Genomic DNA, 21074 nt, shown 5'->3' on the forward strand with positions numbered 1-21074 from the left:
GGTACAGGTATGGGCGATCCGGGATATCGTTTTGAAGATGAATTTGTCCCTACTTTGCAACACGATAAAAAAGGAATTTTATCAAGCTTAGAAACAATCTTTAATCCGGACATACGAAACCATCGGAGGAATTTGGAAAACAAGAAGCAGGAAATTCAGGATTCACTAAATAATTTAAAAAATTTGCCGGATATGGATAAACTAGATAAAAATTTGTTTGATACTATAAAAATGCAAATTGAAATTTGTCAAACTGAAGTCACAGACAAACTAAATCAAAAGATACAAAATCCATTCGTCGCCTTAAATTTAGATGCAAATTTTGATAACTCAGTTAATGAATTAAATCAAAATTTAGATCAGCTTGAGCAAAGAAGACAAGCTTTTATGGCACAAAAAGCTAGAGCAAACGAGCTAAAACAAGAGCTTGAAAGATTGAATAAACAAATAGCCTATTGCGAGATAAAAGATAATTTTAACTATTATGAAGAAAAGCTAAGAATTATGCAGGCCTTAAATAGTAAAAAAGACCACAATGACAGACGACTGGGGTGTATAAGTAGTAAAATTTCAGAACTAAATGCTCAAAAAAAGCAGATAAATATAGCTCAAGATAAGATTAATGAGCATCTAAAATATATATTTTTTAAAGAAGGTAGGCTTGAACTTAGCGAAAATCAAGGGCAATATGTCTTAAAATCAAACGGCAATAGAGTAAAAGCCAAAGACGTCTCGACCGGCGAGCAAAACGCTATTGCATTAAGCTATTTTTTTACCGAAATTTTCAAAGGCGAGAATAGTAAGGAATTTTATACAAAACCAAAATTTATAGTTATAGATGATCCGATTTCTAGCTTTGATTTTGAAAATAAAGTTGGGATAATGTCGTTTTTAAATTACCAAATTCATAAAATTATGACTGGTTGCAATAAAAGCAAGATGATAATTTTAACTCATGACTTGATGAGCGCGTTTGATATGCAAAAGATTATAAGCAATTTGCCAAAAGTAGAATTTTATGATGAACGAGAAAATAGAAATAAGAAAGATGTTATTTTTATACAAAAAGAGCTCAAAGAACATCAATTTGTGGATTTTGGTAAAAAATATTCAGAATATAAAACTCTTTTGAGCGAGATTTATGATTATGCAAATAACTCTATATCAGAAAATGTAAATATTGGCAACAACATGAGAAAAGTACTAGAAACCTTTGGCACATTTAATTATCAGTGCGGTATAGAAGATATCGCAAGAGACAAGGCAATAGTAGTCAATTTAAGCCCAGAACAACAAGCGTATTTTGAAAATTTAATGTATCGTTTGGTTTTGCACGGTGAAAGTCATGCAGAGGATAAAACAAAAACCCTTGATTTTTTCTCTTGCATTAGCGAAATTGAAAAACAAAAGACTGCAAAAGACATCCTTTCTCTTCTGTACTTATTAAACAAAGCACACCTGCAAAAGTATTTACAAAAAGAACAGGTAGAAAAAATAGAGCAGTGGGTTGAAAATTGCAAAATTTAAAATACTTATCGGATAGTGCATTGTGCAAATATTGATAGAATTACTTTAATCATAGTCGCGCCTACTCATATCTAGCGCCGTATCTTAAGACAGAATATAAAATCAGATATTTATACTAGGCTAATATGCTGCATCTAGGTCTTAAGGCTTCATAAAACCTGTTTAAAATCTTTAAATTTATAATGGTTAATTTCTTTTGAAGCAATTCTACGCTTTGTAGCGAGCCACGCTTAGAATCTCATAGCAGGTTAAAATTCGCTCCGCGTCCTCGTCGTAAGCGTTATCTACTAGTACGAGATCGCGGGCGCGCTCGGGCGTGCGGTGTCTGCGTTTTTCATTTTCACCGTGAGCGAGGAGTGAATATTCACGGTTTTTGATACCGCGGCCACCTCTAGGCGCTAAATTTTGCTCGGCAAATGCGTCCTTTTGCTCCGCTTCGTATTTTGCGCTCGCAGCCCGGCAAGAAGCAGCTATAACGACGCCTAAAATTCTCGCGCCCTTTTGTTTAAATTTATGCGCCAGCACAGGCTTTGCCGCGAGGTATTGGACCTGCTCGCCGAGTTTAAATTTAAAGGGCTCGTCGTACTCAAATTTATCCATCGCTTCGCATCCGGATTTGCTCGCCTTGCCCTGCGTAAATTCGCCCGAGCCGCCGCGATTAAATTCGTCCGCTTCGTCGCATCTAAATTCCTCGGCTTTATCGTGCGCAAATTTGCCCGAGCCGTCGTGCTCGCCGCTCTCGAGGTCGCCCGCCTCGCTACGCACAATATCAAGAATCCTCAGTTCATTCGGCTCGTTTATAAAGTGCCCGCGCCAGCCGTCTGATCCGCCCGCCGCAAGCTCGAATTTATCGAAATCAAAGTCTAGCTCCACGCGGAATTTAACGTTAAAATTTGCGTCCGTAAAAACAAGCTCGTTAGCACCCTCTATTTCGCCGTTTTCGCCAGCCTCGCCCACGCGAATGCAATATCCGTCTTTCATGCTCTGTGCTTGCGTCATAGGGCAAACTTTAGCGATGATTTTAAGCTCACAACTGCTCAAATTTAAGCCGTAAATTTGACCCGAGCGCGTAAAAATCAAGAAATTTAGCTCATCTTGCTTAAAAATCGCTACGCAGCCCCTTAATCGCTTTCACGTGCCCGTCTGCGTCTTAAAATCGTAAATAAAAAGCGTGTCGTCGGTCGCCGTAATAGCCTTTTTATCGCCGCCCTCGCTACTTATCGCGATAAAGTTACCGTATTTTAGCACGCCCTTTTGTGCTTTGAGATGAGCGCGAGATCCGCGGCGTTAAATTTATAAATCGTGTCAATAAAGCCCAAAACTACGAGCGTGCGGGCGTCATCGTCAAAGGTCGCGGCGCGGGTAAAATCTCGGAAAGGCGCGCCGGCTAGCTGCTCGCCGCTTGCGAGCGAGAATTTTCTAAGCTTCATCTGCTTTTGTTCGTCGTTATCGCCTACGTAAAATGCGCGATCGCCCTTAATTAGGATGTTTTCGCCGATATCGCGAAGTCTGTTTTGAAGCCTACTTTGCCATAAAATTTTCATCCGTCGCTCCTTCTATCTGCGCGCAAAGAACACAGCGCGATTTATCGCTTTTAATTTTGGCTAGCGGTTTTTCAGCGCGCATGCTAATACTTGAATTATTGCTTTTAAATTTACGCTATTTGCGCGGCGCTCGGTACCGATTTAATTGGCATTTCAGCCGTGCTTTGCGGGCAAATTTATCTGTGCAGCGTTTGGACCGGGCCAGAAATTTAGCTGCGCGCTGTTTGAACGAAACCGCAAAATTAGCCTCGCAAATTTAGATCATTTTTTCGGTTTATTTTCTTTGATATAGTCCACGGCGATACGCTGGCAGGCGATCTTGTCGTTCTTTTCGAGGCATAAAGTCTCCAGCTCCTCACGGCTGAAATTTTTGTAATCTTTGATCGTCTTTTTGCCGCCGCCTCCCATGATGAAGTATATGAGAGCCGCTAAAATCGCGACCGCAGCGATTAATCTAAGCATGATTACCTCCTAAATTTCATAGATTTTGCGCCAAATGTGCGAGCGAATTCGGCGCGTATCTGTTTAAAATAGGCAATCAAAATTCTACGCCACGCGGATTTTGCGAGCAGTGCATTTTAAATCTAAAGCGATATCTGCTTCGGAAAGTACCTATCCAGCGTCTGCGCTACCTGCTCTAACCAGACCTTTCGCTCGACCTCGTCGCTATCCGCGACCACTCTAAACATCAGCCGCTCAAAGATTTTCACGCCGCAAAAATCAAAAATGCAGCTTTTCCAAATTCTTTCCAGCGGATCGCCGAATATCTTGTTTTCTCTGGCCTCGGGGGTGTTGGAGGTGTTGAAAACTACGGCGGCTTTAGCCTTTAAAAGTCCTATCGGAAGCCCGCCGCCGTTATCGCCCGACGCAAAATCGTAGGCTACTCTCTGCCTTAGCACACGGTCAATCCAGCCCTTGAGGATGGCGGGCGGCTCGCCCCACCAGTTCGGATGGACAATCACGATGCCGTGGGCGTTTGCTATGTCTTTTTGATGCGCCTTTAACAGCTCGTCGTCGCTTTCATCGCTCACGAGCTCAGCGCCGCTAAGGATCGGATTAAATTTCTCCTTATATAGATCATGAATTTTAACCTCGTAGCCGCTATTTTGCAGCTTTTCTACTGCCGCATTCGCGATTGCTGCGTTTAGGCTTCTCTCGTAAGGATGCGCTAAAATGATGCAGATTTGTTTCATCTTACTCCCACTCTATCGTTGCAGGCGGTTTGCTCGAGATGTCGTAAACTACGCGGTTGATGCCGTCTACTTCGTTTATGATGCGGCGAGAGACGTTTTCTAGCAGATCATACGGTAGGCGCGAGAAGCTGGCTGTCATACCGTCGCTAGCGTCCACTACGCGTATGCACACGGCGTTTTCGTAGGTGCGGTTATCGCCCATGACGCCTACTGAGTGCACGTTTAGCAGCACGCAAAACGCCTGCCACGTTTTGTTGTACCAGCCGCTTGATTTTAGCTCGTCGCGCAGGATCACGTCGGCTTTGCGCAGTAGCTCGAGGCTCGGCGTATTTACCTCGCCCATTATGCGGATCGCAAGACCCGGGCCGGGGAATGGATGGCGGAAAACTACTTCGCGCGAAAGGCCTAGTTCGAGTCCCAGCTGGCGCACCTCGTCTTTAAAAATTTCGCGCAGAGGCTCGATCAGTTCAAATTTCATATCCTTAGGCAGGCCGCCTACGTTGTGATGGCTTTTGATCGTCTTGCTTGAGCCTGCGACTGAGCTTTCGATGATGTCGGTGTAGAGCGTGCCTTGGGCTAGAAATTTTACGTTTTTGTGTTTTGCCGCTTCTTTGCTGAAAACCTCAATGAAGGTCGCGCCGATGATTTTGCGTTTTTGCTCCGGATCGACCACCCCTTTCAGTCTGCTTAAAAATAGCTCGCTAGCATCGATCACGTCTAAGCTCACGCCGAGTTTGAGTCTAAACATCTCCTCTACCGCCTTGCGCTCGCCCGTGCGAAGTAGTCCGTTATCGACGAAAACTGCTATTAGGCTCTGCGGCACCGCATGCGCCAAAAGCGCCGCTACGACCGAGCTATCCACGCCGCCGCTTACCGCGCAAAGCACTTTGGCGCTTCCTACGCGCTCTTTTATTTTGATCATCTGCTCTTTGGCGAAGCTGCCCATATTCCAAGTGCTGGTTATTCCGCAGATCTCTTTAGCGAAATTTTTTAAAATTCTATCGCCAAACTCGCTGTGACAAACCTCCGGGTGAAATTGCAGCGCGTAAATTTTACGGGTCTCGTCACCAAATACGCACCACTCACTTTCATCCGAGCTTGCCATCACCTCAAAGCCCTCCGGCAGGCTCTCGACCTTGTCCGAGTGGCTCATCCAGACAGTAGAGTTATCCTCCACGCCGCCAAATAGCCTGCTGGCGCGAAGCAGTTTCAAAGAGGCTTTGCCATACTCTTTTTTGCCCGCAGGCACGACGCTGGCGCCAAATTTATGCGCGATGAGCTGCATGCCGTAGCAAATACCTAAAATCGGAATTCCAAGCTCAAAAATTCTATCGTCGCAAAAATACGCGCCTTTGGCGTAAACGCTAGCGGGCCCGCCGCTTAAAATAAGGCCTTTGGGGTTTTTTGCTTTTATCTTATCGATCGGCGCGTCGTATGCGATCAGCTCGGTGTAAACGCCTTGTTCGCGCAAGCGCCTAGCGATCAGCTGGGTGTATTGAGAGCCGAAGTCCAGCACTAAAATGTCTGCCGTTTGCATGAAATTCCTTTGTAAAAATTTTTAAAAGTATAACAAAGCAAAGCTAAAAGTAGGCTATTTATCGCGTAAAATTCTAACGCTTCCTCTATCGCCGCTCGTGTTGTTAGCGTCCGTATTTTGGGCGGTAGCGCTAGGGCTCTGCTCGCCTTCCGAATAAAACGGCGGCGCTTTGTATCCGCAGCCGCTAAGCAAAACTAAGATAAAAAATGCTAAAATCCGCTTATGGAAAATGCAAGAGAAATAATAGCTCATATCAGAAAAGATCCTTTATATGCCAAGATGCGAGAAAGAGGCGAGTTTTTGGCGATTTTGCCGCTTAGTTGGCAAAGGCTGATCGCTTTCATCTACGTCAAAGATGGCATTTTGATGATAGCCGCGAAGCACCCGGCTGGGCTTTGCGAACTAAAACGCGATAGTAATATAAATTTAATAAAAGACGTATTAAAGCGCTTCGTAGCCGCTAGAGAGACGGCGGAGCTTTGCGGCGTGCGAGAGATAAAATTTTTCGTAGCAGATAGAGTGATGAGCAGAAGAAGGGCGCAATTTTATAAAGCTCATTTGCGCCGAAGCAGCAAAATTTTATCTTCAGAGCGCGCAAAAGGGGAGTTTGAAAACAAAATCCAAGATCCGCAAATTTGCCGCGTCTTTGAAGAGATAAGAGGGCTGATCCTTGCTAATAGAGGAGATTAAGAGCCTGCCTGCTAGCCCCGGCGTGTATCAATACTTCGACGCCGCGGGCAAGCTGCTATACGTCGGCAAGGCAAAAATTTTAAAAAATCGCGTCAAAAGCTACTTTTCTTTCACGCCCGCTCTCGCGCCGAGCCCCCGCCTAAGCGCGCGCATCGCCAAGATGATAAGCGAGGCTGTGCATTTAGAATACATCGTAACGCCCAGCGAGAGCGACGCGCTGATACTAGAAAATTCCTTCATCAAGCAGCTTAAGCCCAAATACAACATCCTGCTGCGCGACGATAAGACCTATCCATATATTTACGTAAATTTAGACGACGACTTTCCGCGCTTTGAGATCACGCGAAAGATCGTAAAGGGCAGAAACATCAGATATTTCGGCCCATATTTTCACGGCGCGAAGGAAATTTTACAGACGCTTTACATGCAGTTTCCGCTCGTGCAGAAGAAAAATTGCGTCAAGGGCAAAAAGGCCTGTTTGTTCCACCAGATCGGGCGCTGCGCCGCTCCGTGCGAGGATAAAATTTCAAAGCAGGATTACGCTCGTATCGTGCAGAGCGCGCTTACGGCTCTAAAAAATCCGCAAAAGATGGTGCCGCAGCTTGGGGAGCGGATGGCACGGCTCGCGCAGAGCGAAAATTTCGAAGAAGCCGCGCAGATCCGCGATACGATCGAAATTTTAAAACAGATGAACGTAAAGGTTGAGGTCGATCTGGCAAAGCTCGATGATTTCGAGGTCTTTGCGATTGCTGCACGCGACGGGCTCGTCTGCGCCGTGCATTTTAGCATACGCGAGGGCAAAATTTCAGCCTCAAACTCGCATATAATCAACTGCAAAGCCCCTAGCGCCGATGATATCGCAAACGCCTACAAGCAGATGATCTTAAGCGCCTTCCCGGCCGCAGCCCCCGTGACGTGCGCTAAAATTTACGTTTACGACGAGTTTGACGATGCGGATCTGGTATGCGAAATTTTATCCAAGCGGCATGAAAGAGCGTTTAAAATTTACGCGCCGAAAATCGGCGAAAAGCGTAAAATTTGCGAGATCGCATATCAAAACTGCGAGATCAATATCAAAAAGCATCTAAAAACGCACGATTACGCATTTTTGCAGGAGCTGAAAGATTATTTTGATCTTACGAATTTGCCGGTAAATATCGAAGTTTTCGACAATTCGCATATGTTCGGCGCCGCGCCCGTGGGAGCTATGATAAGCTTTCAAGACGGCGAGTTTAACAAGCAAAACTACCGCCACAAGCACCTTAGCTCAAATAATGACTACGATCAGATGCGCGAGTATCTAACTAGCCGCGCGCTTAAATTTGACGAGCTCGCCGCGCCCGATCTGTGGCTCATCGACGGCGGAACGGCTCTGCTAAACTTGGCGGAGGAAATAATCTGCAGCGTCGGAGCAAACGTCGATATAATCGCTATCTCAAAAGAAAAGATCGACGCCAAAGCCCACCGTGCAAAGGGGGCTGCGAAAGATAAAATTTGCACGAAGGGCGGGATTTTTTTGCTACCAACGGACGATAAAAAGTTGCAGTTTTTTCAGCGCCTGCGCGATGAAGCGCACCGCTTTGCGATCTCGTTTCACCAAAAGAGCAAACGCAAACTCGATTTGCAAAGCTCAAAGCTGCTAAGCTTGGGCGTTAGCAAGGGAAGCCTGAAGAAGCTTTTGGACTTTTACGGCGATTTTGAGAGCATTTATGCGGCGAGCTTCGATGAGATCAGATCGCTTACGAATATCCAAACCGCCGAAAAAATTTTAAACAATCATTAACGAAAACCTAACGCAAAAAGCTATATTTAAAGATTTGTTTAGTAAAATCACCCATTAACTTTGCAGGACGGCTAAATCGTCTCCGCCTAGCGTGACGGAAGCGACTTCGTTTCTCCGGTTGAATAAAATTTAACGTCGCGTAAGCTGCGCTTTGAAGGATTTTGTATGAATTTAAATACTACAAGTGCTTTGAGACTTGTTAGCGGTATCCCGCTACTTTTGATTTTCGCGTTTGCATCATATTTCTTGTTTATCTCTTTGCAGGATTACGCCAGGGTGGGAATTTTGCAGCAGCAAATTGCTAAAAATAGCAATCTCGCGGCGTTAGTAGAGCAGGTAGATAAAGAGCGCGGTATCACTTCGGCGTTTTTGGGTAGCGAGGGAAACCCCGGTATGGGAACCCTTCTATCGGGCCAACGTAAAAAAACCGACGATGCGCTTGCAAAGTACAAAGAAAGCAAAAATATCAGCGAAAATGTCGTAAAAAAGACTATTTTTGATATTTTCGCTTACGGCACCGGTAATGACGAGCTTTTGGCTGCCGAGACCGATATAGACGGTTTATTAGACAAACTTCCGCAGGTAAGAAGGGATGTCGATGCTCAAAGCAAAAGCTTCGGTGAGCTTTTCAGCTCATATTTTCAAAAATTCGATGATGATGTAAAAACAATCCAACGAGTGCTAAGAGAGGGTCTTGTAAGCTCAAATATTACCGTTTGGACGGTTTCGTTGCTTAATACTTATGAGGCGATGGATGCCACCGCATCGGAGCGTGACTATATTATCGAATACATTATCGGTAGCAAGGCGATGAATCAGGCGCAGCTAAGGACTTGGGCTAGCTTCAACCTATCTAGTTCGCTCCCTAATTACTACTTCTTGCCGGAATCTGATGCTAGAGCTGCAATTTTAAAAATTCTAGACGGAGAGGAATTTCAAAACGCATTAAGAGAGACTGCTAAAATTTCAGCCACATTGCAGCAAGAAGCGGACGAGGGACACTATAGCGTGCCTTTTCAAGAGTGGTTTGCCTCTACTACACTTAAATATAAAAAGCTAAGCGAAATTTCTGAAAAGATCAATGCTGAGCTTGCGGCACATGCCGATACTTATCTAGCGCAAAGACTAAGAAACCTATTTATCGCTCTTGGCATATGGGTTTTAGCGGCTATTTTGGTCGTTTTTGCCTTGGGTATTACAAGACGTTTAAGACAGAACGTTACCGACCTCGGCAACGTGCTTAGCCGAATCGGCGATTTGACGAATCAGCACGAACACATCGACGTTAGGACTAGTGAGGGTGTTAACAAAGCGTATTCGCTTATCGAGGATGCGCTCGATCTGATTGCGTATCAAAAGGGCGCTGCGGAGGATGCCAACAAGGCAAAATCGATCTTTTTAGCTAATATGTCTCACGAGATCAGGACGCCGCTTAACGGCATCATCGGCTTTACGGAGCTTCTTAAAAATACCGATTTGGACGAGGAAAAGCGCGATTATGTTGATACTATCGAAAAATCGTCCGAAAACCTTCTAACGATCATTAATAACATTTTGGATGTCTCCAAGATCGAGAGCAATAAGGTTGAGCTTGAGGATATCTTATTTAACCCTATACAAGATTTCGAAAGCGCGGTTGAAATTTACGTAGCTAAGGCTGCCGAAAAGAATATCGATATCCTGCTCTACATCGATCCTACACTCGTGCACCATCTATACGGAGACATCACGAAGATCAAAGAGGTTCTTATCAACCTCATGTCAAATGCTGTCAAATTTACGCCTGAGCACGGCACTATCGTGGTCGAAATTTTAAGAGAGCCTAGCAAAGCTCCAGGAGAGGCGATCGTAACGTTTAGCGTAGAAGATACCGGCATTGGAATTTCTGAAGATAAGCTCGCAAATGTATTTAACGCCTTCTCTCAGGCCGACTCTACGATCACACGTAAATATGGTGGAACGGGTCTTGGACTTACGATTTCGTCGAAATACGTAGCGATGATGGGCGGCAAGCTTCAGGTCAAATCTACCGTAGGAAAGGGTACTAGATTTTACTTCACCCTTGCTTTTAAAGAGACTCAAAAGACTGATGCGGACGCAGTATTTGAAAGCATCAAAGGATTAAATTTCGCGCTTTTAGCTGATAGCGCCGATACGATGTATAATGATATCGTTAAAAACTATATCAGCAAGCTAGGCGGTAAAATTTCGATATTTAATACGAACGCGCAGTTCCGCTCAGCGCAAAATAATAACAAATATGATGCTCTTATCACTAGATTTAAGAATTACGGCGAGGTTAGCGATATATTGAGTATGCCTACGATTTTGACTCTTAAGCCAAAAGAGCTTCAAAGTATTAGTATTTCAAATTCTAAAATTTTTACCCTTACAGAGCCTTTTAACTTAACTAAATTCGTTAAGACGCTAGATAAAATTTCAAAATCCGGAATTGCTCTAAGCAGATCGGATTTTGCTCCACAGACGCATGAGATTAAGCTGGATGCCGAGGTAGAAAAGCCTATCGTCGCTGATGAAATGATTATGGAAGAGCCGGTAGTAAAAGAAAGGCCTATCATCAACAAGCTCGATGAATTACGACATGCTACTACTTCGTCGGCAGACGAGCTACGCGCTATCTTGCAAAGCAGAAGGCGTACACACGATGCCGAGGCTCATTCTGCGCATAAAGAGGAGGCTGTTAGTAAGCCTAGTATTGCTCAAGAACTCAAAAAAGAAGCTCCTAAAGCAGAAGAGCCGGTCATTAAGCCTATAGATATCGAGCCTATGAGTGATATTAAGATTGAAAAGACAGAGCCTGAATCGCCAAAGATCGATATTGATATTCCTGAAATAGTAATCCCGCGCGCAGAAAAGCCAAAAGTAGAGCCTTCAAGCACAAAGGATGCCCAGACCGATATCGATGAGCCTATATCTTTGGAAATCCCTGATGATTTTGTGGGGCTCAAAACACATGCGACTCAGACCCAGGCTCCTAAAACCGAAACTCCTAGCATCGATCTTTCTGATATCGAAATAGAGCTTCCTAAGATCAAAAAAGAGGAAGAAGTAAAGGCTGAGCCTGCAAAAGTAGAAATTCCAAAGGCCAAGGTTGAGACGCCTAAGGCTGAGATTGAAATTCCTGATATAGATATCGATCTTTCGGATATCAAACCGAGCGCCAAGGCGCAAGAGCCTGCTAAAAAGGTTGAAATTCCAAGCGTAGAAGAAGAAATTCCGGTAGCCATTAAAACCGAGCCTGAAATTCCTATCGCTAAAGCTTCGAAGCCTGATACTTCAAGTGTTTCTGCTCATGAAGATGAAATTTCAAATGTTAAACTTTCAGAACCTGAAATTCCAACTAAAAAGATAATTGAACCAGAACCTATCGCTGTTGAGCCAGAGCCGGTAGCAATTGAGCCTGAACTAAAACCTATAGAGCCAAAACTTGAAGAGGTTAAACAGAAGCCTTCAAATATTGAGTCTGAACTGGTAATGCCGGCAGTAGAACCGGCAGCTCAAAATATTCCTGCTAAAGAGCAGAGTATTGAGCTGGAGCCTGTAGATATTCCGAAGGTGGAGCCTGCTACTCAAAACGACCATGTCGAAGAGCCCGAGATCGAGCCTGTTAGCGTAAAAGTCGAACCGGTAGTTATCCCGCAGCCTGAGGAAGAGGAGATGGTCGAGGTGCCCGTCACCGTATACGAAGACGAGCAGCAGGAAGAAACCATTATGGTAGAAGAGGATGTCGAAGTCGAAGAAGAGGTTGAAGTGCCGGTAGAGCGAAATCCTGCCGATGAAAATGTACCTTTGGTCAATAGAAAATATAACGCCAAAATCCTTATTGCGGAGGATAATGAGATCAATCAAAAGCTTATGAAGCATACGTTAAATAGCTTTAATATGAATTTGACGATAGTTGAAAACGGACTTTTGGCGCTGGAAGCCAGAAAAGCCAATAACGACTATGATCTCATATTTATGGATATTTCGATGCCTGTTATGGACGGTATCGAATCTACAAAGCAGATCAAGCAATACGAGCACGAGAATAATCTCCGTCACATCCCGATCGTGGCTGTTACTGCCAATGCGCTAAAGGGCGATAGAGAGAAATTTATGGCAGCAGGACTTGACGAATACTGCACTAAGCCGATCAAAAAGGATATCTTAGCTCAAATGTTAGATAATTTTATCGGCGATAAACGATCTGATGCAGCGCCCGCCGGTGGAACTACAAAGAAGCTGGTTAAAAAGCTTGTCAAACGCCAGGTGCCTAAGACGGTCATTAAAACTGTCAAAGTGCCAAAGACGGTAATGAAGCTAGTTCCTAAAAAAAGCATAGTTTCCGATGACGTAGTGAAAGCTAAGGGTGCGCGCGTGCCGACAAAAGATATACTTATATGTAAGGCAAACATTATGGAAAGCAAAATTTTTGCCAGCATATTAAAACACCAGTATAAAGACGTAGAAATTGCGGGCAATTTCGACCAGCTTATTTCTATGGTGGCTACGGGCAGCTATAAGCTTGTTTTGATTGATAAAAAGCTAGCAGGGCTAGACTTAGCGGCGTTAGAGAGCTTGCGCCGAAAAGCGCCTGCGACCAAGCTAGTTCTGTTTTCTAACGACAACGATGAAAATCCACTATTTAGCGAAGTCGCTAGTTACAATATTACCAAGTCGGGTCTTGAGAAACTCGCACAAAAATATATATAAGGATGAGGTCTTAAATGAGAGATTTGAAAGTTTTAACGGTTGATGATGACGCTATAAATTTAAAGCTACTTGAAGTTATGCTAAAAAAATACGGCAAATTCCAAACCATACTCCAAGCCAAAAACGGCTTGGACGCCCTTGCCGTACTCGAAGTTCAGCCCGTTGATTTGATTTTATTAGATATCGTAATGCCTGTGATGAATGGGCTGGAATTTTTAGATAATCTTCACGCTAGAGAAAGTATAGCTCATATCCCCGTCATCGTCCTTACGACGGACGAGACCGCTAAACGAGAGGCTTTAAATAAAGGTGCTTATGACTTTATGACAAAGCCCATCAATGACAAAGATCTTCACAAAAAACTAGACGACGTTATGAATATTATCGGCGATTAAATTGCCGATTTTTGTCCTCGTAGCTCAGTAGGATAGAGCGCAAAATTCCTAATTTTGAGGCCACAGGTTCGAATCCTGTCGGGGACACCATCTATCAAATTTCCCCCCTATTTTTAGTTTTTTGATTTTTTTAAAAGCCCTGTTTTGCGGCTTTTTCAAATTTTTTCAAAAAAATTTCAAATGCTAAAAACGCTAGATTATACAGGTAGTTTAAGAGAAACTACTATATTAAAAATCGAGATTCTAGGCATAATAAAATTTAAAATCTCAATTAGCACTAAAACCAAAGAAACCTTACCCGAAAATTTAAAAAATTAGTGTATTATTACTAATTTTAATTTGATAGCTCCTAGCGGAAGACAAGGTCTATAAAAGCGAATATATGCCAATAGATGCTTTGCCATGCTTAAACTATAAAGTTTTTTGCGGCGATATTCCAATCGTAAAAAATAGGCGCAATCGATGTTTTATAAAAACCATTATCTTATCGCTACGATAGTAAATTTAAAGGAGCTTCTTTGCAACCTCGCGGCGTTAAAAGCGTCAAGCTTATTCTGGCCTCTATCTTTATAGGCTTAAGCCTAGCTCCTAAAGTGTTAATGGCTACTCCTGCCGATATTTCTGGCGTCATAAATTCCGAAGAGCAAAGAATAAGATCAATTAGACAAGGCGCCGAGGATCCCTTCATAACCATACGCAGCGAAGAGTCTCCCGCTTCAAGCGCGACCGCGGAGCCCAAGAAAGCAGGAATTTGCTTTAAAATTTATGAGATCAAACTGATTAACGCAGAAGTGCAAAACGAGCAGAAAAGTAGCGCGGATTCTAAATTTAACGAAGCGGATTATGAATCTAAAAACAGAGATGATCCAAAAACTCTAGCCGTCAATCCCAAAGACGGTGCTGGCTCAAGTATTCCTACCTTTAAGCCGAATGATGAAAACTTGGGGCGCGCGAAAGTAAAAACTTCCGCTAAGTCCATTGGTCCTACCTCGAATTCCGATCATTCAGTTCCGCCGGGGTTTGAAAGAATTTTAAACTCAACTCTAAAAGAGCTTAAATTTAAAAGCGGCGATTGCTTGGGAAGCGATAAAATTTTAACTCTGGCAAGAGCGTATAACAATAAAATCATATCCGCAGGCTTTATTACTACCTCCGTTTCCATCCCCCAGCAAAACATCTCCTCGGGTACCCTTCTTTTGGCTCTGCATCCCGGACGCATAGGCGAGATCTCACTTGAGCCCGGCTCTGAAGCCAAGAACCAAAGAAGTATCTTTACCGCATTCGGCGGCGATAAGAGGGGAGAGATTTTAAACTTAAGAGATCTGGAGCAGGCTGTGGAAAATTTTAATGCCGCTTCAAGAAGCGAGGCGGAGATAAGCTTAAGCCCTTCCGCAAAGCAGGGCTACTCCGATATCAATATCTCTAAACAGCAAAGCTTGCCTCTGCTGTTTAGACTAAGCGCGGATAATCTGGGCTCCAAATCTAGCGGCAAATACCAAGGCGCGGCTATGCTTTACGGCTTAAATTTACTTGGATTAAACGAGAGCGTATTTGCTTCTTACGGTAGAAATTTTTTAAGAGGAGATAAAAAATTTTTAGGAGATGATAGCAAAAGCGGCAGATCGGCTAACTACTACGCAGGCTTTAGTATACCTTTTGGATACTTCTCTCTATCCTTTTGGCAGAACAGATACACCTACGATCAAATAGTACCAGGGGCATATGAGCTTTATACCTATAGCGGAAGCAGCGTTAGAAGAAATTTGGATCTTAACTATGTATATTTTAGAAATCAAAACTCCAAAAATTCTCTGTTTTTTAGAATTTGGCAAAAAAAGTATAAAAACTATATACAAGATTATGAGCTTAGCAACCAAAGAAAGCGTGAAGGCGGCTATGAGGCGGGGCTAAAATCCAAGGTATTTTTTGATAACTCTTCGGTAGAGATGATGCTTTCGTACCTAAAATCTACGGGAGCGTTTAACGCTCTAAGAGCGCCCGATGAAGACTTCGGAGGCGGGAGCTCAAGGTACCATTTGATAAACGCTGCGTTAAATTTTAAAACCAGATCCTCCGCTATCCCTTTAAGCTACGAGTTGGAACTTTACGCAAGAAGAGCCAGCACCCATCTTAGCCCTATAGATAGGCTAAATATCGGCGGATACTATAGCGTTAGAGGATTTGACTCTCAGATGAGCCTGCTTGGAGATAGCGGCTTTTATATAAGAAATACCTTGGAATATAAGTATTTTAAAAATAACGGCGTTTACCTAGCCTTTGATGTCGGCAAGCTTAGCTCTAAGGGAAAAGATTATCCCTTGCAGGGCGAAATGCTTAGCGGAGGTGGCGTAGGTCTGAGAGGAAATATTTCAGGCTCTTTTACCTATGATCTTTTGGCGGCTTTTCCTATTAGCAAACCGGAAAATTTTAAAACGGACACTCCTGCTTTAAATTTCTCTCTAAGTTACGACTTTTAAATTTGTCTTTTAAAAATTTAGCGAAATTTCATCGGCGCTTATCGCGGCGTTTAATATAAACTAAGACTATATAACGCTTAGTAAATTTTACTAACTATTTTTAGCGTAGATATACCCTGCTAAGAGCCGAGAAATAGCAATCCTGCGCCTACGCCGAACCATAAAATAAATTCAAACAAATTTTAAATAAAATATCCTAAATTTACTATTTTTTTAAGAAAGTATTCAAGAAATTTAAGATATAAAACCATCGCAAACGGAGGTTATTAGTATGCAAATTTTATGTTTAAGCTCTATTTTTAATGGCGCAGGGCGTCTTAGTGCCCCTACTTATACAAAAGAATATTTCGGCGTCTTTAGCCAAGCAAAGAAACGCCTTGCCGCTCTTTTGCTTCTTGGTTTGCTGGCTCCTTGTTTTTCATATTGCGAGATAATACCTGATAACTCCGCCCCCGTAAATCATAGAGCTTTGGTGTCTCAAACTCCGAATGCTCCCGCCACTCAAATAGATATCGCCTCTCCTAACGATAAGGGGATTTCTATCAACGAATACTCCAAGCTTAACACTCCTAAAGAGGGTACGGTATTTAATAACTCTCAAGGCGGAGCCATAAGTAAAACCGCAGGCTACATACCGCCAAATCCGAGACTCAATCGCGGCGAAGCTAAGCTTATAATCAATCAGGTAAACTCGCCTCTTCCTTCAAATTTACAGGGTAATATTGAGATAGCAGGCAGAAAAGCCGATCTTATCATCGCTAATCCTAGCGGTATCAACGTAAACGGCGCTACCATAATAAATTCCTCCTCCACTACGTTAAGCACCGCCAAACCCACCTATGAAAACGGGCATCTTAAATCCCTAAACATAAGCAAGGACGGCTCTATAAATATAGGAGCGGACGGCCTAAACGATAACGGAGATTATCTAAACGTAATATCTAATAGCCTAAAGCTGGAGGGTAAAATTTACGCAAACGAGATAAACGTAGTAGCGACGGACGGTAAGGTATCTTTAAAAAATACAAACTCTGGATTGAGGCAGGATAATCTAAAAATCGAGCAAGAAGGGGGATCACATCCTAAAGGTGTATCCATAGACTCCTCGGCTCTAGGCGGAATGTACGCGGGCAAGATAAATATAATATCTACTAAAGATGGAGCGGGCATCAATAATAAAGGGGCTATCTTGGCGGACAGCTCTTTAAAGATAGACGCTAACGGAGATCTGATAAATGAAGGAAAGCTGGGTTCCAACGGACAGGCTCAAATCAGCTCAAAGACCATCTCCAACCAAAAGGGCTCTAAAATTTCAGCCTCCAATCTGGATATAAAAGCCTCCTCGGTAGAAAACAGAGGAAATATACAGGCTAATACTCTAAAGCTAAAAGCGGATAGGCTAGATAATATAAAAGGCACCATAAGCTCAAGCTCCGCCTTAAAGATAGAGGCTAGAAGCCTAAGCAACAAAGATAGAGCCGTAATAGGAGCGGCTAAGAGCGAAAGACTAAAGGAGTTAAGCCTAGATGAGAGTAAAGACTCCTTTAAAACAGGAGTTATCCCTCCATCCAAAAACGAGCTTAGCATAATAAGCGCGGATCACATATCAAATATAGGCGGAGCGATACTTTCAAACGAAAGCTATTTGGATATAAAAGATAGTCTCTTAAACGATAACAGTTTGATGGTATTGAGGGCGTTGGATTCTGAAATTCCAAATTTTTATAACCTTTCAGGTTCTACCTTTATAGTGCAAGAGGGCTTAAGCTTGCGCGGCAACAATCTACGCAACGAAAGCTCAAAGATCATCTCCCTACGAGGCGCTCTCTTAGGCTACGACAGCATAGATAATTCTAAGGGCTCTATCCTAAGCGGAGGAAATTTAATCATAAACAAAGGCGCTCTTAATAATGAAGAGGGACTTATAAGCTCCAAAGGAGATCTTGCCTTAAATTTAGATAGTCTAAGCGCTTTAGGTAAGCTAAACTCGGACGGTAGTTTATATCTGGGGCTAAAGGAGGATTTGAGCTATAACGGAGGGATCTACGCAAGCGGCGATATATACTTGAACTTACAGGGAAGCTTCATTGCCTCACAAAGGCTGATCTCCAATAAAGATCTGATCATAAACGCAAAGGGTATCAAAAACGAAAGCATCATAGCCGCACTTGGAAATTTGGCTTTGAAAGCAAAGGAGCAAATTTTAAATTTAGGCTCTTTAATCGCAGGGGACGAGCTGATAACAAACTCTGAAAGCCTAATCAATAAAAAAGCCCTCGTTTATGCGCAAGACGGCATAAGTTTAAACGCTAAAAATATCCTCAATCAGGACGCGTCCAATATACTTAGCGGAGGGGATATAGTTATAAATACTAGCTTTCTTAGCAACGAAGCGCTATCCAACATCATCTCTCAAAGAAATTTAAATATTTTTAATGAAAGAGGTGGGGAGGGCAAGGCTGACGAGATAACTAACGCCTCCTCTTTGATATATGCAAGGGGCGCTCTTAATATCAATGCTAAAAAGTTAAACAACCGCTCGGTTAACGAGCCCGTAAAGAGAGTTCAAAGCACCGGCTATAATATAGATTTTACCTGCAATGGCGATGGCTGGGGTTGCAGCGGCATAGCCATTCCTTTAAAGGTCAATGCGGCAGAGATAAAAGAGCGCATCCTTAAGCAAAATCCTAATATTAGCCAGGACGAGCTAAACGCTAAGATCATGGAGGAGCTTAGCGAGCAAGATATGAATCTATACGTATTAAGCTTATATAAAAATACTAGGCTTCCGGGGGAGGATACTAGGCTATATGATGCTATAACGCTAAGCTTAAAAGACAATCTCTTTAGCATAAGAAGAAGCAAGCCTCATAAGAAGGAGAGATTAAGGCAGATAAGCTATAGCATCAATAAAGAGTATATAACTGAAGATAGCCTAAGTAAATTTATGGGCTCAAACATAATCTCCGCAGGGGATAGTAACCTTAACATAGATGAGCTAAATAACGATAAGAGCGTAATTTATGCTTATAACGATCTGCTCTTAAATGTAAAGAGCCTAAACAACCGCTCTTTAAGTCTAAATCATAGTATAACGAGCCAGGCGGAGTATAGATGGAAACATAAAAGCCACGGCGGTAAAGGCGGCTATAGCGACCAAAAGAATATCTACTACTCTCAGCCTGCTATTATCTCCATAATAGGAGCTAAAAAAGATATAAAAGGCTACGCGGGTGATATTTCAAATTTAAACTCACACGGGCAGATAAACTCTGGTAACGCTCCTACTCTTATAAAGGAAGCTTTTTCTAAAATAGATTACTCTTTAATAGGCAAGGGGCTTAATAATCCTAACGCTTTAAATCTCAATAAAAACGATCTCGCGCCTAGTCTTAATAACGAAGCGGATATGCAAGATATTATTAGGCCTAGCTATATAAACAATCTCTTTTCGCCTATAAGCAGTAAATTTTATAATACCTTCTACGTTTATAGCGAGCTGATACCAGATTTTTCATACATGCACAATAAGCTAAGCTTGCTTTATGATAAAAAAAGGACCTCCTTGAACTCTTCGGAGGAAGATGACGGCACTCTACTTAGCTCTGCACCTTCTTTGATATACGCAGGAGGCAGCATAGATCTAAGCGCAAACGGCGATCTTAGAAACGAAGGGATAATCTACGCGGGATCAAATATGAACCTAAAAGCCGGCAGCGTATCAAATTTAAACTCCGCCTCCATCATCGCGGGAAACGCCCTAAGCATATCGGCTAATAAGGATATAATAAACGCCTCCTCTTTGATACAAGGACGTAGCGTAAGTTTAAATGCTGGCAGAGATATAGTACATAAAACTCTAAGTAAAGAGATAAACCTAAATAGAGCCTACGGCGATCAAAGCAGCACCTATATAGGCACTATCTCAAATATAAAATCTACCGAAGGCGGCGTAGCGTTAAATGCGGCTCGCGATATAACCGTAACCGGAGCAAGCATAGACTCTGCTGCAAATTTGATCCTAAACGCCGCAAAGGACGTAAATATAAATAGCGCGAAGGAGAAGCTAAGCTATAACTTTAAAAGCAAAGGGGGATATTATAAAGAGGATATCGTTAAGAATACAAGCTCCAGGCTTAACGCCAAAGATAATATCTTAATAAAAGCGGACGGTATAGCCATAAGCGGAGCGGATATTAATGCGCGCGGCGGTGATGCTTTGCTGCAAGCTAAGAACTCCATAAATCTAAGTGGGGATATCGATAGCAACTACTACGAGAGCGAATTTAAAGAGAAGGGCTTTGCGTCTAAAAAAAGCACTACTACTAAAGCTTTAAATCAAAGCGTAGTACCTACTAGCATAAGGGCTAAAAATATAATGCTTAGCTCGCAAGAAGCCGATATTAATATAGCGGGCTCTACGTTAAAAGCTAAAGAAGCTATAGATATGCAGGCGGGAAACAATATAAATATAGTATCTGCGCCATATAGCTCTTATTACGAGAAAAAAAGCCATAAAAATTCTTTCGGAGCTCTAGCTTCGCTAAAGAAAAGTCATATCGAGACCTCAAATAACGAAGCAAGCTCAACCATCTTTTCAAAGCATATAAATTTGACGGCAGGCTCTATCGATCTTTTAGCATCAAATATTACTGCAGATAGAGTAAATTTAAATACAAGTGAGTTAAATTTAATCTCGTCTAAAAGAAGTGATACAAAAATATCTGCTTCAAATCGCAAAGGCGTACTTACTGCTACTATGAAAGATAAAGGAGCCATAAAAGAAACCGAAATTCCAAGCTTTATAGCCGTAAAAGAGAGTCTAAAGCTAAACGATAAGGATATTACCGATAAGCTTACGTCGCATAAGCAAGAAAGTGCTTCTGCCTTAAATCAAGATCTCATGAGCAGTAGTGATCTTTTGCAGACAGATAATAAGGAGCACCGCAATACATATAACCAAATATCACCATCTGCTAAAGATCCCGCTCAAACTACTAAGGAGCTTAGCTCAAATTCTCCCACTCCTATAGATGAAAAGAATATAAACCAAACCAAGGCTATTTTAAATTCTAAGGAGTGGAGTGATAAGACAAGAAGCCTTAGCGGCGTAGGCTCTTTAATAGTAACTGCCGTAGTAACATATCTTACCGCAGGAGTAGGATCTGGCATAGCAGGAGCTCTTACTACTACTGCAGCGACTTCGGCTACA

At 42.7% G+C, this 21074-nt stretch carries 13 protein-coding genes and 1 tRNA gene; 8 read left to right on the forward strand and 6 right to left on the reverse strand.

Annotated features, from left to right (window positions below):
* On the forward strand, nucleotides 1-1527 hold a 1527-nt coding region (locus tag Q0198_RS00290; RefSeq protein ID WP_297893672.1), incomplete at its 5' end, for an AAA family ATPase.
* Between the two features lie 207 nt (nucleotides 1528-1734).
* Here Q0198_RS00290 and Q0198_RS00295 read toward each other — a convergent pair.
* The 6 genes from Q0198_RS00295 to Q0198_RS00320 all read right to left on the reverse strand — a co-directional run bounded on the left by Q0198_RS00295 (nucleotide 1735) and on the right by Q0198_RS00320 (nucleotide 6053).
* The gene (locus tag Q0198_RS00295; RefSeq protein WP_297893674.1) at nucleotides 1735-2568 is read right to left on the reverse strand and encodes a hypothetical protein; all 834 of its coding nucleotides are present in this window, start codon (nucleotides 2566-2568) and stop codon (nucleotides 1735-1737) included.
* A gap of 200 nt (nucleotides 2569-2768) precedes the next feature.
* The gene (locus Q0198_RS00300) at nucleotides 2769-3071 is read right to left on the reverse strand and encodes a hypothetical protein (protein WP_297893677.1); all 303 of its coding nucleotides are present in this window, start codon (nucleotides 3069-3071) and stop codon (nucleotides 2769-2771) included.
* 261 nt (nucleotides 3072-3332) lie between these two features.
* The gene (locus Q0198_RS00305; RefSeq protein WP_297893680.1) at nucleotides 3333-3533 is read right to left on the reverse strand and encodes a hypothetical protein; all 201 of its coding nucleotides are present in this window, start codon (nucleotides 3531-3533) and stop codon (nucleotides 3333-3335) included.
* 122 nt (nucleotides 3534-3655) lie between these two features.
* Complete coding sequence (locus Q0198_RS00310; protein WP_297893683.1) at nucleotides 3656-4264, reverse strand: NAD(P)H-dependent oxidoreductase; 609 nt, start codon at nucleotides 4262-4264, stop codon at nucleotides 3656-3658.
* A gap of 1 nt (nucleotide 4265) precedes the next feature.
* Nucleotides 4266-5801: a glutamine-hydrolyzing GMP synthase gene (gene guaA / locus Q0198_RS00315; protein WP_297893685.1), complete on the reverse strand. Its 1536-nt coding sequence runs from the start codon at nucleotides 5799-5801 to the stop codon at nucleotides 4266-4268.
* Nucleotides 5802-5855: 54 nt separating this feature from the next.
* Entirely contained in the window at nucleotides 5856-6053 is a 198-nt protein-coding gene (locus Q0198_RS00320; RefSeq protein ID WP_297893688.1) for a hypothetical protein, read from the reverse strand.
* Between the two features lie 48 nt (nucleotides 6054-6101).
* Between Q0198_RS00320 and Q0198_RS00325 the strand changes: the two genes are divergently transcribed.
* The 7 genes from Q0198_RS00325 to Q0198_RS00355 form a co-directional block, all read left to right on the forward strand.
* Nucleotides 6102-6491: a hypothetical protein gene (locus tag Q0198_RS00325; protein ID WP_297893690.1), complete on the forward strand. Its 390-nt coding sequence runs from the start codon at nucleotides 6102-6104 to the stop codon at nucleotides 6489-6491.
* Nucleotides 6472-8274 carry an excinuclease ABC subunit UvrC gene (uvrC, locus tag Q0198_RS00330; protein WP_297893693.1) on the forward strand — a complete coding sequence of 601 codons (1803 nt, stop codon included), beginning with the start codon at nucleotides 6472-6474 and terminating at the stop codon, nucleotides 8272-8274. Before Q0198_RS00325 ends, uvrC begins: the two co-directional genes overlap by 20 nt.
* Before the next feature lie 165 nt (nucleotides 8275-8439).
* A complete protein-coding gene (locus tag Q0198_RS00335) occupies nucleotides 8440-12990 on the forward strand; it encodes an ATP-binding protein (RefSeq protein WP_297893695.1) in 4551 nt (1516 codons plus the stop codon).
* A gap of 14 nt (nucleotides 12991-13004) precedes the next feature.
* A complete protein-coding gene (locus tag Q0198_RS00340; protein WP_005869488.1) occupies nucleotides 13005-13385 on the forward strand; it encodes a response regulator in 381 nt (126 codons plus the stop codon).
* 13 nt (nucleotides 13386-13398) lie between these two features.
* Nucleotides 13399-13475 (forward strand) — tRNA-Arg (locus tag Q0198_RS00345).
* Between the two features lie 428 nt (nucleotides 13476-13903).
* A complete protein-coding gene (locus Q0198_RS00350; RefSeq protein WP_297893697.1) occupies nucleotides 13904-15862 on the forward strand; it encodes a ShlB/FhaC/HecB family hemolysin secretion/activation protein in 1959 nt (652 codons plus the stop codon).
* Between the two features lie 271 nt (nucleotides 15863-16133).
* Nucleotides 16134-21074 (forward strand): filamentous hemagglutinin N-terminal domain-containing protein (locus tag Q0198_RS00355; RefSeq protein WP_297893700.1); only part of this gene is annotated, 4941 nt, incomplete at its 3' end.

Source organism: uncultured Campylobacter sp. (genome assembly GCF_938045205.1).
GTDB lineage: Bacteria > Campylobacterota > Campylobacteria > Campylobacterales > Campylobacteraceae > Campylobacter_B.

Coding starts and splice junctions, on each gene's coding strand:
- Q0198_RS00300 (WP_297893677.1), bottom strand. CDS start 3,071: ATGAAAATTTTATGGCAAAGTAGGCTTCAAAACAGACTTCGCGATATC.
- Q0198_RS00305 (WP_297893680.1), bottom strand. CDS start 3,533: ATGCTTAGATTAATCGCTGCGGTCGCGATTTTAGCGGCTCTCATATAC.
- Q0198_RS00310 (WP_297893683.1), bottom strand. CDS start 4,264: ATGAAACAAATCTGCATCATTTTAGCGCATCCTTACGAGAGAAGCCTA.
- guaA (WP_297893685.1), bottom strand. CDS start 5,801: ATGCAAACGGCAGACATTTTAGTGCTGGACTTCGGCTCTCAATACACC.
- Q0198_RS00320 (WP_297893688.1), bottom strand. CDS start 6,053: ATGAGCTATTATTTCTCTTGCATTTTCCATAAGCGGATTTTAGCATTT.
- Q0198_RS00335 (WP_297893695.1), top strand. CDS start 8,440: ATGAATTTAAATACTACAAGTGCTTTGAGACTTGTTAGCGGTATCCCG.
- Q0198_RS00340 (WP_005869488.1), top strand. CDS start 13,005: ATGAGAGATTTGAAAGTTTTAACGGTTGATGATGACGCTATAAATTTA.